This is a genomic window from Hymenobacter crusticola (assembly GCF_002154225.1).
GTDB classification, from domain to species: domain Bacteria; phylum Bacteroidota; class Bacteroidia; order Cytophagales; family Hymenobacteraceae; genus Hymenobacter; species Hymenobacter crusticola.
In genome coordinates, this window is record NZ_MTSE01000033.1 from 1 (window position 1) to 15,310 (window position 15,310).

The 15,310-nt window shown below is 51.1% G+C and carries 9 protein-coding genes and 3 tRNA genes; 4 read left to right on the plus strand and 8 right to left on the minus strand.

What is annotated here, in order from left to right:
* Positions 1 to 254 precede the first annotated feature (254 nt).
* The 6 genes from BXP70_RS26290 to BXP70_RS26315 form a co-directional block, all read right to left on the minus strand.
* The gene (locus BXP70_RS26290) at positions 255 to 1,661 is read right to left on the minus strand and encodes a toxin-antitoxin system YwqK family antitoxin (RefSeq protein WP_086597110.1); all 1,407 of its coding nucleotides are present in this window, start codon (positions 1,659 to 1,661) and stop codon (positions 255 to 257) included.
* A gap of 376 nt (positions 1,662 to 2,037) precedes the next feature.
* On the minus strand, positions 2,038 to 3,507 hold the full coding sequence (locus BXP70_RS26295) for a glutamate synthase subunit beta (protein WP_086597111.1): 1,470 nt from the start codon (positions 3,505 to 3,507) through the stop codon (positions 2,038 to 2,040).
* A gap of 3 nt (positions 3,508 to 3,510) precedes the next feature.
* Positions 3,511 to 8,037: a glutamate synthase large subunit gene (gltB, locus tag BXP70_RS26300; RefSeq protein WP_086597112.1), complete on the minus strand. Its 4,527-nt coding sequence runs from the start codon at positions 8,035 to 8,037 to the stop codon at positions 3,511 to 3,513.
* 179 nt (positions 8,038 to 8,216) lie between these two features.
* Entirely contained in the window at positions 8,217 to 9,401 is a 1,185-nt protein-coding gene (locus BXP70_RS26305) for an acetyl-CoA C-acyltransferase (protein ID WP_086597113.1), read from the minus strand.
* Between the two features lie 240 nt (positions 9,402 to 9,641).
* On the minus strand, positions 9,642 to 10,619 hold the full coding sequence (locus tag BXP70_RS26310) for a tetratricopeptide repeat protein (protein WP_086597114.1): 978 nt from the start codon (positions 10,617 to 10,619) through the stop codon (positions 9,642 to 9,644).
* Entirely contained in the window at positions 10,616 to 11,590 is a 975-nt protein-coding gene (locus BXP70_RS26315) for a vWA domain-containing protein (RefSeq protein ID WP_317044490.1), read from the minus strand. The genes BXP70_RS26310 and BXP70_RS26315 overlap by 4 nt, the downstream gene beginning before the upstream one ends.
* 199 nt (positions 11,591 to 11,789) lie before the next feature.
* Here BXP70_RS26315 and BXP70_RS26320 point away from each other — a divergent pair.
* The 3 genes from BXP70_RS26320 to BXP70_RS26330 all read left to right on the plus strand — a co-directional run bounded on the left by BXP70_RS26320 (position 11,790) and on the right by BXP70_RS26330 (position 12,154).
* Positions 11,790 to 11,877 (plus strand) — tRNA-Ser (locus BXP70_RS26320).
* 85 nt (positions 11,878 to 11,962) lie between these two features.
* Positions 11,963 to 12,036: transfer RNA gene (locus BXP70_RS26325), tRNA-Pro, on the plus strand.
* Positions 12,037 to 12,080: 44 nt separating this feature from the next.
* Positions 12,081 to 12,154 (plus strand) — tRNA-Arg (locus BXP70_RS26330).
* Positions 12,155 to 12,414: 260 nt separating this feature from the next.
* On the opposite strand, the gene BXP70_RS30985 is transcribed toward BXP70_RS26330, so the two are convergent.
* Entirely contained in the window at positions 12,415 to 14,115 is a 1,701-nt protein-coding gene (locus tag BXP70_RS30985; protein ID WP_086597116.1) for an OmpA family protein, read from the minus strand.
* A gap of 232 nt (positions 14,116 to 14,347) precedes the next feature.
* A complete protein-coding gene (locus BXP70_RS26340) occupies positions 14,348 to 14,749 on the minus strand; it encodes a response regulator (protein WP_086597117.1) in 402 nt (133 codons plus the stop codon).
* A gap of 356 nt (positions 14,750 to 15,105) precedes the next feature.
* Here BXP70_RS26340 and BXP70_RS31190 point away from each other — a divergent pair, with 356 nt between their 5' ends.
* Positions 15,106 to 15,273 carry a chryseobasin-related MNIO class RiPP peptide gene (locus BXP70_RS31190; RefSeq protein ID WP_449404451.1) on the plus strand — a complete coding sequence of 56 codons (168 nt, stop codon included), beginning with the start codon at positions 15,106 to 15,108 and terminating at the stop codon, positions 15,271 to 15,273.
* Positions 15,274 to 15,310 lie beyond the last annotated feature (37 nt).

A 15,310-nucleotide genomic window follows, 5' to 3' on the forward strand; every position in this document is an offset into this window, starting at 1 on the left:
AACTATTTTGACAACTTTTTTTCTGCCCCGCTGCAACCTTTATGGGTTGGCCTTGAAGCGGGGTGCAAAACTACAACCAAGTGATCGTCTTTTGCAAATACTGTCGTAAAATTTTTTTTGCGACAATCTCTTATCAAATACTTCACAGGCCATTTGCTCGTGAACGGGCTGCAAAAGTAGTAAACCTATCTGAGATTGCAACAAGTAGCTAAACTTTTTTCTTGAGTAAAACCTACTATGATACCGGAAAGGCTTCACTTGTTAGCAGAGGAAACTACTTGCCCATTTCTAAACGTCTTTCTTTGAGTGATGGTCTTTCCATCTGGTCCGAAGTATGTCCAGACCCCAGTTTCTTTATTGTTCCGATAAGCACCAACTACTTCAGTTGTCCCATCTTCTCTAAGTTGCTTAAAAGGACCTAGCTTACTACCTTTTACGTATGTGGTTTCCGTTTTGAGCTTACCTGATATATAGAATTCTTGCCCAAGACCTATTGGTCGGCCATTCTCATAAGTCAGGCGGGTTTGCACAGTGCCGTTAGAATAATAGATGAGTTTTTCCCCTGAAAGCTTACCTGCTACATAAGTCTCCTGACTTTGTATCTGCTTGCTGTTGGGATAGAAGGTGCGCCAATTGCCAACAGGGAGGTTATTTTTAAATTGCTGTTCTTGGTGGATTCCTCCCTCCGAAAAATACGCCGTGACTTTACGGTCGCGTGCTTGATTGGCATAATCTGTTTCACGCTCAACTTTGCCTGATTCAAAGAAGTCTTGGGCTAGCCCACTGAGAGTCCCATTGCGGTAGGTCATCTTACTGCGAATAGCGCCACTCTCATAGTAAGCCTTTGCGGGACCATCTAAATTGCTAGTGCCACCTGCTAAAGATGTAGCGCGTTTTGTGAGGTCATCAGCCAGAGGGTTCGTTATGTTACGTCCCGTTAAAGCGGCGGCTACATAGTTGCCTTCGGTGCGCAGCTTACCAGAGGAATAATAGCTACGATAGCTACCGCGGCCGGCCTTATCAGCTAAGATTTCCGTTTCGACTTGGCCATTATCGTAATATGTTTTGTAGGTACCTGCTAACAGACCGCCCCGATAAGTAGCTTCACTTTGAAGTTGACCATTAGGATAGAATGTTTTAACTGGACCGTTCGCTTGACCGTTTTGATAAGTAATTTCTACTTTGGGTTTACCGGATGGATATAGTTCTCGGACTGTACCAGCAGGCTGACCATTGGTGAGGGTAGTTTCTAACTTTACTTCACCGTTGGGATGGTACGTTCGCAAAATGCCTGTGGGTTGATCATTCTCATAGGCACCTTCTTGCGCTACCTTGCCCGTCTCATAATAGGTTTTGAAAGGGCCTTGCCGAACACCTTGCCGATAGGTAACTTCTAGGCGACGTTGACCGCTTGGATGAAATTCTACATACGCACTATCTCTTTTGCCGCCAGCGTAACGGGTTTGGGCTTCTACCTTGCCAGAACGATATAAGCGTTTATAGGGCCCTTCCATTATGGTGTCGGCCCCTACTATGGCTGAGTAAACTTCTCGGATACTAGTGTTTGTGGAATCGCGATAGGTGATAAGGCGACGTATCTTCTGTGCTTGAGCGATGAAGGTACAGGAGACAAGCAAAAGCAGTAAGAAAGGACGTTTCATGCGAATAAAAACGAGAAAAGGTGCAATAAAGTACGTTCTGTAGTAGACAACTAGGCTTGTACTATATAAAAAGCTAGGTTCACACTACTCAAATGAGCTTCGTTTTGGCTATCTATAGCTTGCTCAGTAGAATAGGAGGGAGTAGACTAAATAGCTTAGTGATTACAAAGCTGCAGTTCTTTTACTGGAAACTAGGATGACAAGAATAACGAGCTAGAGTCGCGCCAAACTGCTATAGACATAGCATTTCTGATAGAGGTAACGAATATTGAGTGTCTTTCGAATTGAAGGATTATACCTAATAGTCAGAAGCACTGAACGTAAAAGGGCCTCGTTGTAAGTACAACGAGGCCCCTTACTAGAAAAATCTTCCTGCTTACGCAAACATGCTTACTGCATCTTTGCTAGGCAACGCAGTCTTGCCAGTGAGGAACAGGTCTACTCTGCGTGCAGCTTCTCGACCCTCGGAAATAGCCCACACAACCAGTGATTGACCACGGCGCATATCACCAGCGGCGAATACCTTTTGAATACTTGTTTGAAAAGAGCCTTCGCGAGCTTTAACGTTTCCTCGCTCATCGAGCTCTACACCTAGCTGCTCCAGTAGTCCCTGGCGTTGTGGGTGCAGGAAGCCCATAGCGAGAAACACTCGTTGGCAAGGGATTTCTCGCTCTGAGCCTTCTACTTCAGAAAACTTGCTTGGCCGACCCATCAGGTCAGTTTCCCACGATACATCTGCTACTCGCAGAGCTTTCAAGTTGCCGTCCTCGTCGCCAATGAATGCCTTTGTATTGACTCCCCAAAAACGCTCACAGCCTTCTTCATGGGAACTGGTCGTCTTAAGCACCATTGGGAACAGTGGCCAAGGCATGTGTTGTGTACGTTCCTTCGGCGGTTGAAACATTACTTCGAATTGCCGAACACTGGCTGCTTTCTGCCGATTAGAAGTTCCTACGCAGTCGGAGCCCGTATCGCCACCGCCAATAACGACAACGTCTTGCCCAGTAGCTAGGATAGGCTCTTGCGAAACTTCCCGTTCCCCAACGCGCTTATTCTGTTGCTTCAAGAAGTCCATGGCAAAGTGAATGCCTTTGAGCTCGCGGCCAGGAATGTTTAGGTCACGTGGAATGGTAGAACCACCAGCTAGCACTACGGCGTCAAAATCTCGGAGTAGGGTAGCAGCGGGCATATCCTTGCCAATCTCTACACCGCACTGGAAAACGATACCCTCTTCCTGCATCAGTTGCACGCGGCGCTCGATCACCCACTTTTCTAGCTTAAAGTCAGGAATGCCGTAGCGAAGCAAGCCGCCGGGCACATCGTCACGCTCGAACACAGTAACGCTATGACCAGCCTTGTTCAACTGTGCTGCCGTCGCTAGGCCAGCAGGACCTGAGCCAATAACGGCGACCGTTTTGCCGGAGCGGAGTAGAGGCGCCGCTGCTTTTACGTAGCCTTTGGAATATGCGATTTCAATAATGTGCTTCTCGATTTCCTCGATAGCAACGGGTGGCCGATTAATACCTAGGACACAAGCCGATTCGCAGGGCGCTGGGCAAATACGACCTGTGAACTCGGGAAAGTTATTAGTGGAAGACAAGATGTTATAAGCTTCCTCCCACTGTTCCTTGTAAACCGCATCATTGAACTCAGGGATGATGTTACCTAATGGGCAACCTGAGTGACAGAAGGGGATACCACAATTCATGCAGCGAGCCGCCTGGTGGTTTAGCTCTGGCGCGGAATATTTACCTACGAACTCGTGATAGCTGTTTATGCGCTCAACAACCGGCAACTTAATGGGTAGCTCCCGATCGAATTCTTTGAACCCTGTTACTTTTCCCATGACTTAGCGAGCGGCTTGATACTGTGCTTGTTGAACAACCTTTTTGTACTCCGATGGAAATACTTTCACGAACTTTCCAACTTCTGCTGCCCAATTGTTGAGCAACTCGTCAGCCAAGCGGCTTTGGGTAAGGCGACGATGCTTGTGCAATAGCTTCTGGATATAAGCCTCATCTTCAGCATCGAGGCCCTCTAGCTCTACCATTTCAGGGTTGCAGTTTTCGGGGAAGACACCGTCGGGGTCGTATACCCAGGCAATACCACCACTCATGCCTGCTGCGAAGTTGCGTCCCGTTTTACCTAGGATAAGGGCGCGACCACCAGTCATATACTCGCAGCCGTGGTCACCTACACCTTCGACTACGGCCACTGCACCTGAGTTGCGCACGGCAAATCGCTCGCCAGCTTGGCCACGTGCGTACAGTTCGCCAGAGGTAGCGCCATATAGCGCCACGTTGCCGATGATGATGTTCTCTTCGGGTACAAACTGGCTCTCAGCAGCTGGGTAGATAGCTAGCTCGGCACCTGATAAACCCTTGCCTACGTAGTCATTGGCCTCACCTTCTAATTCAAATGACAAGCCTTTCGCGGCAAAAGCCCCAAAGCTTTGGCCCGCGGAACCATAGAACTTGAAGTTGATGGTGTTGTCGGGCAAACCAGCTCCGTGGTAGCGCTTCGTTACCTCATTGGAGAGCAAGGTGCCAATCGTACGGTCGGTATTTTTGACTTTGAAGGATGCAAACACCGGCGTTTTCTCGTCGAGGGCTGGTCCGGCTTTCGCTAGCAAATCCCAGTCGAGCACGGTATCGATGCCATGATCTTGTGCTTCGCTATTATATAAGGTGGCGCCGGAAGGATTTGAGACGGGAGCTAGAAGCCCAGAAAGGTCAAGCTGACGCGCTTTCCAATGGTCAAGACCATCCTTCATTTTGAGGAACTGCGTGCGCCCTACCATCTCGTTGACGGTGCGGAAACCTAGGTCGGCCATGATTTCACGCAACTCTTCGGCTAAGAAGCGGAACAAGTTCACAATATGCTCGGGCTGACCGCTGAATAACTTGCGCAACTCCGGATCTTGGGTTGCCACACCAACGGGGCAAGTATTCAGGTGGCACTTGCGCATCATGATACAGCCGCCCGCCACGAGTGCAGCCGTGGCCACACCCCATTCTTCGGCGCCCAGTAAGGCAGCAATAGCTAGGTCGCGGCCCGTTTTGAGCTGGCCATCAGTTTGAAGCACTACTCGGCTGCGGAGCTTGTTGCGTACAAGCGTTTGGTGCGCTTCTGCGAGACCTAGCTCCCAGGGTAAGCCGGCATGCTTGATCGAGCTAACAGGTGAAGCGCCCGTGCCACCATCGTAGCCCGCAATCAGAATCACGTCGGCGTGAGCTTTGGCAACGCCAGCCGCAATAGTTCCTACGCCCGCCTTCGATACTAGCTTCACATTGATGCGAGCAGCACGGTTAGCATTCTTTAGGTCAAAAATCAGCTGAGCTAGGTCTTCAATGGAGTAGATGTCGTGGTGAGGCGGCGGCGAAATCAAGCCTACACCGGGCGTGGAGTGACGTACTTTTGCAATCCATTCGTCTACCTTGTGACCAGGCAACTGACCACCTTCGCCGGGTTTAGCACCCTGTGCCATCTTGATTTGTAGCTCATCGGCATTGGTTAGATAATGCGCCGTGACTCCAAAACGAGCTGAGGCGATCTGCTTGATGGCCGAACGCATCGAGTCGCCGTTCGCCATCTTCTCATAGCGTAACGGATCTTCGCCCCCTTCGCCCGTGTTGCTCTTGCCACCAATGCGGTTCATGGCAATAGCTAGGGTGCTATGCGCTTCGTGCGAGATAGAGCCGAAAGACATGGCTCCAGTCGCAAAACGCTTCATGATGCTTTCTGCGGGCTCAACTTCGTCCAGGGAGATACGCTCGCGGTGGTGCGCGAAATCTAACAGCCCCCGGATGGTGAACATCTTGCTGCCCTGCTCATTGATCAAGGCCGCATAGTTCTTGTACACTTCGTAGTTGCCGGTGCGCGTTGCGTTTTGTAGCAAGTGCACCGTTTGAGGGTTAAACAAGTGTGCTTCGCCGCGGCGCTTCCACTGGTAGATGCCACCTTCGGGCAGCAAGTGTGGCTCTGAATCACTATCGCTAAAGCCGTTGTTGTGCTTGTAGAGGGTTTCGCGGGCAATGCTGTCGAGGTCTAAGCCGCCGATGCGGGTAACTGCGCCCGTGAAGTAGCGGTCGACCACGTCCTGCTGAATACCTAGAATCTCGAAGATCTGAGAACCGTGATACGACTGAAGGGTCGAAATCCCCATTTTCGAGAAGATCTTCAGCAAACCATCGCACACCGCTTTGATGTAATTTTTGTTGAGTTGCTTGATGTCGAGTGACGTCTCTAGCTTGCCTTCGCTTTTCATTGTGTACAAGCTCGCCAGTGCTAGGTATGGGTTGATAGCCGTAGCACCAAAAGCGAGCAAGCAAGCGAAATGGTGTACTTCCCATACATCGCCAGCCTCGACCACCAAGCCTACTGAACCACGATAGCCTTTTTTGATCAGGTGGTGATGCACAGCTGATACAGCCAACAACGATGGAATAGGAGCGTGGCCCGAGTCGACGGCGCGGTCGGAGAGGATCAGAACTTCGAACCCGTCTTCCACAGCATCTTCCGCGTAGCGGCACAACCGATCTAAACCGCTCTTTAGGGAGCTTGGCTTACCATCAGCCTTGAAGTAGGTTTGTAGCGTCTTGGCGTTGAACATACCCGTGTCGATGCTGCGAAGCTTCTCTAGCTCTAGGTTCGTCAGGATGGGCTGGCGAAGGGCTACGCAGTGACAGTGCATCTTGTCCTCGTCCAAGATGTTGCCGTTGTTGCCAATGAAAGTCGCCAAACTCATTACTAGGCGCTCCCGAATTGGGTCAATTGGTGGGTTGGTAACCTGCGCGAAGAACTGCTTGAAGTAGCTAGATAAATGCTGCGGTCGGTCGGAGAGGACTGCTAGCGGCACATCGGTTCCCATGGAGCCAATGGGCTCCTTCGCATCGAGGGCCATCGGTTTGATGATAGTTTCGATGTCCTCGCGGGTGTAGCCAAACACCTTATGATAACGAAACACTGACTCGCTAGCTAGCTCCGTGAAGGCTACGCGGGGCTCAGGTAATTCCTCCAACCGGATCTTGTAGTTCTCCAGCCACTGCCCATACGGCTGACGGGTAGCTAGCTCTGTTTTAATTTCTTGGTCGGTGATAATTTTGCCAGCCGTCGTATCTACCAAGAACATCTTGCCAGGCTGCAAACGGCCTTTCTCTACCACGGTTTTCTCATCGATAGTGAGCACGCCAGCTTCAGAGGCTACAAGTACGCGGCCGTCGTTGGTCACCACGTAACGCAGCGGTCGCAGACCGTTACGGTCCAGCATTGAACCGATAATCTTGCCATCGGTAAAAGTAAGCGCGGCTGGGCCATCCCACGGCTCCATGAAGGTAGCGTGGAACTCATAAAAGGCTTTCTTCAGCGGGTCCATCTGTTCGTTGCCGTCCCAAGCTTCTGGTACCAGCATCATCATTACGTGAGGCAACGAACGACCTGAGTGCAGAAGCACTTCAATGATGTTGTCGAGGCAGGCCGAATCCGATTGGTTGTTATCAATAACCGGGAGCAGCATATCCATCTCCTCTTTTGAGAAGTATGGCGAGGCGTAGGAGCGCAAGCCGGCATAAAACCAGTTCAGGTTGCCGGTCAGCGTATTAATCTCCCCGTTGTGCGCTAGCATGCGGAAGGGCTGTGCTAGCTTCCACGATGGGAAGGTGTTGGTAGAAAAGCGGGAGTGAATCATGCCGAAGGCTGACGTCACGCGCTCATCCGACAGATCTGGGAAGTAATTACGGACCTGGAAAGTTGTCAGCTGTCCTTTATAAATAATAACCCGGCAGGAAAGCGAGGTGAAATAGAAGCTATCAGCTACCTGCTTGTCGGAATTGGCATTCACCGTTTTGGTGATGAAGCGTCGCAATACGTACAGCTTGCGCTCAAAATCCTCTGCGGTGCGGATGTGCGCTGGCCGGGAGAAAAACACCTGTTCCATATCAGGCTCCGCTGCCAGCGCCGTTTCGCCAATGCCGTTCGGATTGACAGGTACCTTGCGGTAGCCAAGCAACGGCAAACCTAGCTTTTCAGCTGCTTGGCTAATAACGGCACGACATTCTGCCTTGGCCGCAATTTTCTTCGGCATGAACACCATGCCCACGCCATAACAGCCAGGCTCGGGCAGGCGAATGTTCAACGCCAGACATTCTTCTAAAAAGAACTCGTGCGGTACCTGCAAAAGGATACCTGCTCCGTCGCCGGAATCGGCGTCGCAGCCGCAAGCGCCCCGGTGTTCCATATTCTCCAAAATCGTGAGGGCATCACTGATAATCTGGTGGGAGCGATGCCCATTGATTGTCGTGATAAATCCGGTTCCGCAGGAGTCATGTTCAAATTCTGAACGATACAAACCTGGGGCTTCAGCGCTAAATGGCTTCATCGGTATTGGTTATGTCGTGGCGGGTAGAGAAAGGCAATAAACTTGATTGGTAAGGTGCAACAGAATATGTTGTGTTACGAATCAAATTTTGTAAAAATAAATTCAAAAGTTTAAAAATATAGCAAAAAAGCCCACATTTTCAAAAAAAATGTGGGCTTTCTAGTGTTTTTACTGAAAATCTAGAGCTTTTGCAGCACAATACTGCTGGCACCGCCGCCGCCGTTGCAAATACCGGTCACGCCAATATTACCGCCTTCCTGACGTAGCACATTCACTAGCGTTGTCACGATACGGGCGCCCGATGCCCCAAGCGGATGGCCTAGCGACACCGCGCCGCCGTATATATTTACTTTGGTGCCCTCTAGGTTTAACAGCTTATTGTTTGCTAGCGACACAACAGAGAAAGCTTCGTTGATTTCATAAAAATCAACCTCCGATGCCGCAATTCCGGCATGTTTGAGAGCTTTGGGAATAGCAAGGGAAGGCGAAGTCGTGAACCACTCCGGTGCTTGTTCTGCATCGGCAAAGCCCAGGATCTTGGCCAGCGGCGTAACACCTAGCTCGGCGGCTTTTTCCTTGCTCATGAGCAATACCGCCGCCGCGCCATCATTAAGCGTGGAGGCATTAGCTGCCGTCACGGTGCCTCCTTCCTTCAGAAAGGCGGGTTTCAGCCCAGGTACTTTGGCAAAATCGACTTTGAGATATTCCTCATCATCCTCGATTACTACCGTCTTGCCGCGGCTCTCAATAGTAATAGGAATAATCTCGTCCTTTTTCTTGCCGGCTTGCGCCGCCTGAGCACTGCGGCGGTACGACTCAAGCGCAAACTCATCCTGCTGCTCGCGGGTGAAGCCCATTTCTTTGGCCGTGTTCTCGGCCGCGTTGCCCATCGCATAATCGTGGTAAGGATCCCAAAGGCCATCCTTCATTAGGCCATCAATCATCTGGCCATGGCCATATTTGGCGCCGAAGCGTGCTTTATCAAGGTAATAAGGTACGTTCGACATACTTTCCATACCGCCTGCCAGAATCACGTCGGCCTGCCCAAGCATAATAGCTTGAGCCGCAAACATGATGGCTTTGGAACCAGAAGCACACACCTTATTAACAGTGGTGCACTCTACCGTGTCGGGCAAGCCTGCTTTGCGAGCCGCTTGGCGAGCAGGTGCCTGACCTAGGTTGGCCGAAATGACATTACCCATTATCACCTGCTCTACTTCACTTGGTGCAACGCCTGCTCTCTCCAGCGCGCCCTTCAGCGCAATACCACCTAGCTCGGTGGCTGAAAAGGACGATAAAGCGCCTCCGAAACTACCAATGGGCGTTCGGACAGCAGCAACAATATAAACTTCTTTGGTCTGCATAAAAAGGGTGGTTCTGTGGTACTAGATGGGTGGAATAAAAGGTACTAATGTAAGCACAGGCGAGGCAAGCCAAGAGCGCTAGGGTGAAAAGCATAGCTAGGCTAGGTGCTGGCTACACAATATCAGGGAGCCAGAAAGCGTGTGGGCTGCACAAGCAATAACGAAAGCTAGGGAGAAGGGAGAGGTCCTTCTACTTTCCGTGCTATGCCGTTAACCCGGCCCGTTGTCAAAGCACGATAATTACCACGTGGGTTGACCAGGGGCAGGCTTGCTAGACGCTTTGTGAGGAATTTGCTGTAAATACTGTTGTTCGGCGGTGCTCAGTGCTTCTAGCAGCTGCCGGGCTTGGCCAGTACTAAGATTCATCTGTTGCAGTCGGGCGCGTTGCGTTTGCAATTGCGCCTCATTGAGTGTAGCCGGGTCAGTGCCTGCGCGATGACGCCCCGAAGCAGAACCTTCGGCATCCGTATCTAGCCCACGGGTCGTACCAGGTTCAGTGCCACCGGCTACGTTGCGTCGGGGGCCAACGCCGGGCTGAAAACCTCCCTGGGCGCTCGAACCATCGGCCGTGCTGCGTTGGTTAGGATCACGCCTACTGTTTGGATCCTGCTTGGTCTGCTCCGGATTACGTGGATCATCGGGCTGCGTAAGGTCATCAAGTTGCCCTTGCTGCTCATTGCCAGCTTGCGCACCTGCTTGTGGCTGGCTATTCGACGCATCAAATGGTTGCTGTTCAGGCTTTGGGCGGCGCGAAGCGGATGGAGGAATGCGTGGTGAGTTGCCGTTCTGAGCTAGGTAGTTGCTAAGCACTTCGTAGTTGTAGCGGGCTGTTGAACTGCGCGGATTCGTGAGTAGTGCCTGACGGAATAGGCCAACGGCTTGTGCATACTCTCCTTGTTGCGCTCGTAATGCAGCTAGTTGTTGCTGCGCTGCACCTCGCACCGTGCGCGTATGACTAGTAAGCAAGCGGCCATAATAAGCCTGCGCCTCTGCAACCCGACCGGCACGCGCGCAAGATTGTGCTAAGTTAAGCAGTAACTCTTCTTGGTGCCCTCCATATTGCTCTACTGCCTGCTGGTACAAATTGGCGGCAGCAACAAAATTACCACGGGCATACTGCACTGCTGCTTGTTGCACCGCCTCATTCCGATTGTGTACGCGTGTAAGGCCACCCCAGCCGCCTACTATCACCAACACTATTGCCAAGCTAGCTTTCACGGTCGAATCACTCTGATAGTTAACAAAACGTCCAGGGCCAATAAGGCTAATGCTAGTGCCAGTGGGTACCGGTATCGGTTGTCGGCTACTGACACGGTGCGCACTTGCTCGGCTTGACCTTCCACACGGTTTAGCGCATTTACCAACGAAGGAAATTCATTTCGGCGGTCAGTAAGTTCAAAATACTGTCCTCCGGTTTGGGCAGCAAGCCTGCGCAGCGGCGTGGGCGTTAATCGGCTCACTACTTCACGGCCCCTACTATCGCGTAAGGCGCGGCCATTGGCGCGAAGCAAACGTATACCTTCCACTGTGCCTACGCCCATGGTGAAAAGGCGGGCACCCGAGCGAGTAAGCACCCGAACGGTTGGCTCTAAGTTCTCCCCAAAATCCTCGCCGTCTGTAATGAGTACGAGCACAGCCGCCCGCGGGGGCGCACCCACTGCCTGCGATGTCGCACGTAAGCGAGTAAGAGCCAACTCCAAAGGTGCCGCTAAATTTGTACTGCCCGCAGTAATTAGGTTGGTTTGCAACGTGTTGATAAACAGATGCAACGCATTTTGATCGTAGGTGAGAGGACACTGTACATACGCTTCGGAGCTGAACACAATAAGGCCCACCCGATCAGCTTGAAAACGATTAATAAGAGCACTAAGCTCAGCTTGAGCTTTTTGGAGCCGCGTTGGAGCTACGTCCGAAGCGTCCATGGAGCGCGATAAGTCTACGAGCAGCCAGACATCTTTGCCGGCTGTCCGGACGGGTTGCTGTGTTACACCGTAGGCTGGTCCTAGTAGCGCTACGGTCAGCAGAGCGAAAGCTAATCCTCGTAGAACAAGCTTCCAGCCTAGGCGCCAACCACGTTGCCCAAGTGGTGCCGCTAGGCGCCAGGTACGTACCGCATACCCTATATACAAAACGACGAAGGCGATGAGGATCGTTAGTTCAGGCCAGGAAAGCGGATATGCCCAATTCAAGAGTTTTAGATTACTTTGGTGAGTAAGCGGACGGTAGCACCCCCTAATTGAATATTTTTTTTGATAGGTAACTACTCAGTTAATCAGCTACTCTACTGCCGCCGCGCAAAGATGTTGAAAGATAATTTTTATCACAGGGTTTGTTTTTCCATTCTAGTCGTATATTTGCGCACTCTTCAGACGGAAGGGGCCCTCTTTAGGAGAGATGGGTGAGTGGCTGAAACCAGTAGTTTGCTAAACTGCCGTAGCTCTAAAGGCTACCGGGGGTTCGAATCCCCCTCTCTCCGCTTTTGTTTTATAGCAAGTTTTTAGGTGTTAAAAACTGAACTAGTTTCAGGAAGAATGCACAAGAAAAGCTTGCTAGTTAGTTTTCGGGGTGTAGCGTAGCCCGGTATCGCGCCTGCTTTGGGAGCAGGAGGTCGTAGGTTCGAATCCTGCCACCCCGACATTTTACCACATTGCCCCGGTCACCGGGCCGGAACTTTCCTCCGACCCCGTAGCTCAGTTGGATAGAGCAGCTGCCTTCTAAGCAGCCGGTCATTGGTTCGAATCCAATCGGGGCCACATTAAAAAGCCACCTAGCTCGCTAGGTGGCTTTTTTGTTTGTGTCGTCTAACTGCTTGGTCACTATGCTTTAAGAGGCGATGTGTAGTTCGCCTTAGCGCCCACCCAAGAGCTTTGCTAAGCTACTGATGTAAGGGTACTTTCTAATAACATCTTCGCCTGCTAGGCAAATTACAAGCCTATGCGCCTAGGAAATTGTATTGGCCTAGGCGCATAGGCTTGCTTGCGGTACCTTAGTTACTCATACAGTAAGAAGCTAGTTACCACTCTAGCGTAGGTTGTTTCGGCGCTTTGCGGGGTGTGCGTACCGATTTCGACCGAGTAACTTGTTTGCGCGAGCGTGCCTTACTAGCAACCTTTTTATGTACCGGTTTTTTCTTCAAAGGGGTAACTTTGCCCTTGTTAGGAATGGTTGGAGCAGTAAGTGTTGGCTCTTTGCCATATTTGGTCTGCGCAGTGTTAGGGTCGCCAGTTAAAAACAAATCGAATTCTACTCGGCGGTTACGGGCACGGCCAGCGTCGGTTTTGTTAGATGCAAGCGGATAGCGCGGGCCGTAACCGCGCCATTCGACGCGAGCTTCTGGCAGCCCATGCTCAAGCAAGTAGCGGCGAGCAGAGGCCGCTCGCTCGCGAGACAGGCGTAAGTTGAAGGCTGCCGGGCCTTGACTATCGGTGTGACCAGCAATACTCAATGAGTAATTAGGATACTGCGTCAGAATGCGCGCAATGGTATCGAGAGTGGCGTAAGAAGTTGGCAGCAGCGTCGCATTGTTACGCTCAAAACCAATCAGTTTGGTTGCCTCCCGCAAACGCTGGCGAGTTGCCGCTTGAATTTCGGGGCAGCCATGGTTGGAAGCTGGACCCGCATGGTTGGGGCAACGATCTTCGGTGTTGGGTATACCATCACCATCAAGGTCAAGGCTTGCAGTACCCTTCTGGCTACTGGCAACTGTGTCAGAGGGGGCACTTGGAGCAGGACAGCCTTGCGCATCCACAGCCGTGCCAGCAGGTGTATCAGGGCACTGATCATCGGTATCACTTACGCCATCCTGATCCGTGTCCGGGCAGCCATGTAGCTCAATTGGACCGGCCTTGTCCGGGCAGGCGTCATCTACGTCGTCCACACCGTCATTATCCTTATCTGGGCAACCATGTACCTCTGCTTTTCCAGGAATAGAAGGGCACTGGTCCTGATAGTTCGGAACGCCATCCTGATCGTCGTCGAGGGGGCAGCCGTGTGAATCTACTTCGATATCATTTGGTGTGTGTGGGCATTGATCGAGCCGATCTGCTACGCCGTCTTCATCTGCATCAGGTGCCTGGCCTAAGTTGATTGTCAGGCCTACAGTATGCTGCAAAAAACGATCGGCCCACTGCGGCGGGGTACCTTGGGTCAGGCCATCTAAGTCAGCATGCATTGGTAGGTGCTGGCTGCTTTGCACGAAAAGGCCCAAGCCACCACCCAAACGAAAATTTATTCCCGCACCAGCTAGCACATCAACGTAGCCTTTTTCAGTGTTGATACGGACACCGTCGGCCAGTCCCGTCCGACTGACAAAAGTCCAGCCCGAACCAGCAAACAAATAGGGCTGAATGACGGCCCTCTCAGATAAGGCCCAGCCATTATTCAGTTTGAATTTGAAACCTAGGTTGGCGTTGACTAGTGTGCTGGTAAACGAAGTAGTGGTGCTGGGTTGACCTGTAAGCTGACCGTAGAAAAGCTGCGCATTTAGGTCGATACCCTTAGTTAAGTACTGGTTGATAGCCAATCCGGGCGCGTAGCGTTTCTGCGTAAACTGCCAGTACTCCGAGCCGAAGTCCCCTTTGTATTGCAATACACTGCCATTCAAGCCAATACTGGTACGACGTTGTGCCGTTTGAGCCAAGGCAGAAAACTGCATGGCGAGCAAGAGAACCAGCGTAGGAGCAAGAGCTGCAAACGGAGAGAAAGAGTACTTCATTCGGACAGAAAACAGCGTAAGAAGGCTGTTGGTAAGGCAGGGACGGCGTATTAAAAAAGCTAAATTATAAGCTTAAAACTTAGTATTGTACAACAGCGCTATAAAATTCACTAAAGGATAGGTAGCAGCCAAAGCAACGCTTTGGCTTGCTAGTGAGGAAACCAACACGCGCTTACGAGAAGGCTATCTTCTCGTCGTTGTGGCCGGAATAAACAAAGAAGAGTAGAAGTGTTTAAGCCGATAGCGCGCGTTGGAAGTGAAGCTGAAGGATTTGGTCTATTTTCTCTTCTGTAAGCGGCTTGCTAATTAACCCATTAATAGGTAGCCCGTTTACCAGCGCTAGGTCCTGAGCATCCATCGTGGCTGGGTGCATAATTACTACCGTAGCTTGTTCCTGCTGCTGGGCTTTGTATTGCTCCAAGAACTCAATGCCCGTCATACCCGGTACTTTTAGGTCGAGCAGAATGAGAGCAGGAGGGATGGTCTCATACTCAGCAAGTAAAAAAAGAGCGTCTTGTTCCGTTTCAGCGACCATCAGTTGGTCGGCTACTTCCAGGCGGTGTAACAGGCGCTCGTTCAGGAAATTGTTTGTGGCGTCATCATCGATGAGCAATACGCTGGATAGTTTTTGCATAGGAGTAGAAGTAGAAGAAATACATTGCCAGTCAGAGGGCTAGCTTCCGTTGTGCAGTAATAGTGCCATCAGCATTCCCCAACGAGCTTTTTACTTTTGTGTAGACTCCTGCCTCAGCCAGAAAACGGTCTTGTGGGTGTAAGGCGATGAGAAGGCAGGAAGTGTTGTTGCGCTTGCAGTAAGTCCTAAAACCGAGTGCAAGCTGTTGCTGCCTAGTTCGCTTGTGTATGCCTAAGGTTATGGTTTACAAGGTGAAACAATTTACCAGGGATTATGCAAAGTGTAATGCAACCTCTGCTCTGGTGTTGGTCTCTTCTCTAAACAGGAAACTATATCTCACCTTACATTACCCTTATATGAAACTTCCGAAAGCATTACTTGGCGCCATGCTAGTTGGCATAACTGTACACGCAACCAGTTGCACGAAGAATGGGGACCCCCAGCCTAAGAGCGAAAGAGGTGAGAAAAACGGCAAAGAAACAGCCAAAACACCAGTCAACTGCCCCGCCTGTGGGATGGGGTAAACCATTGAATTGCTAGCTTGATTATGGAGCAAGAGCC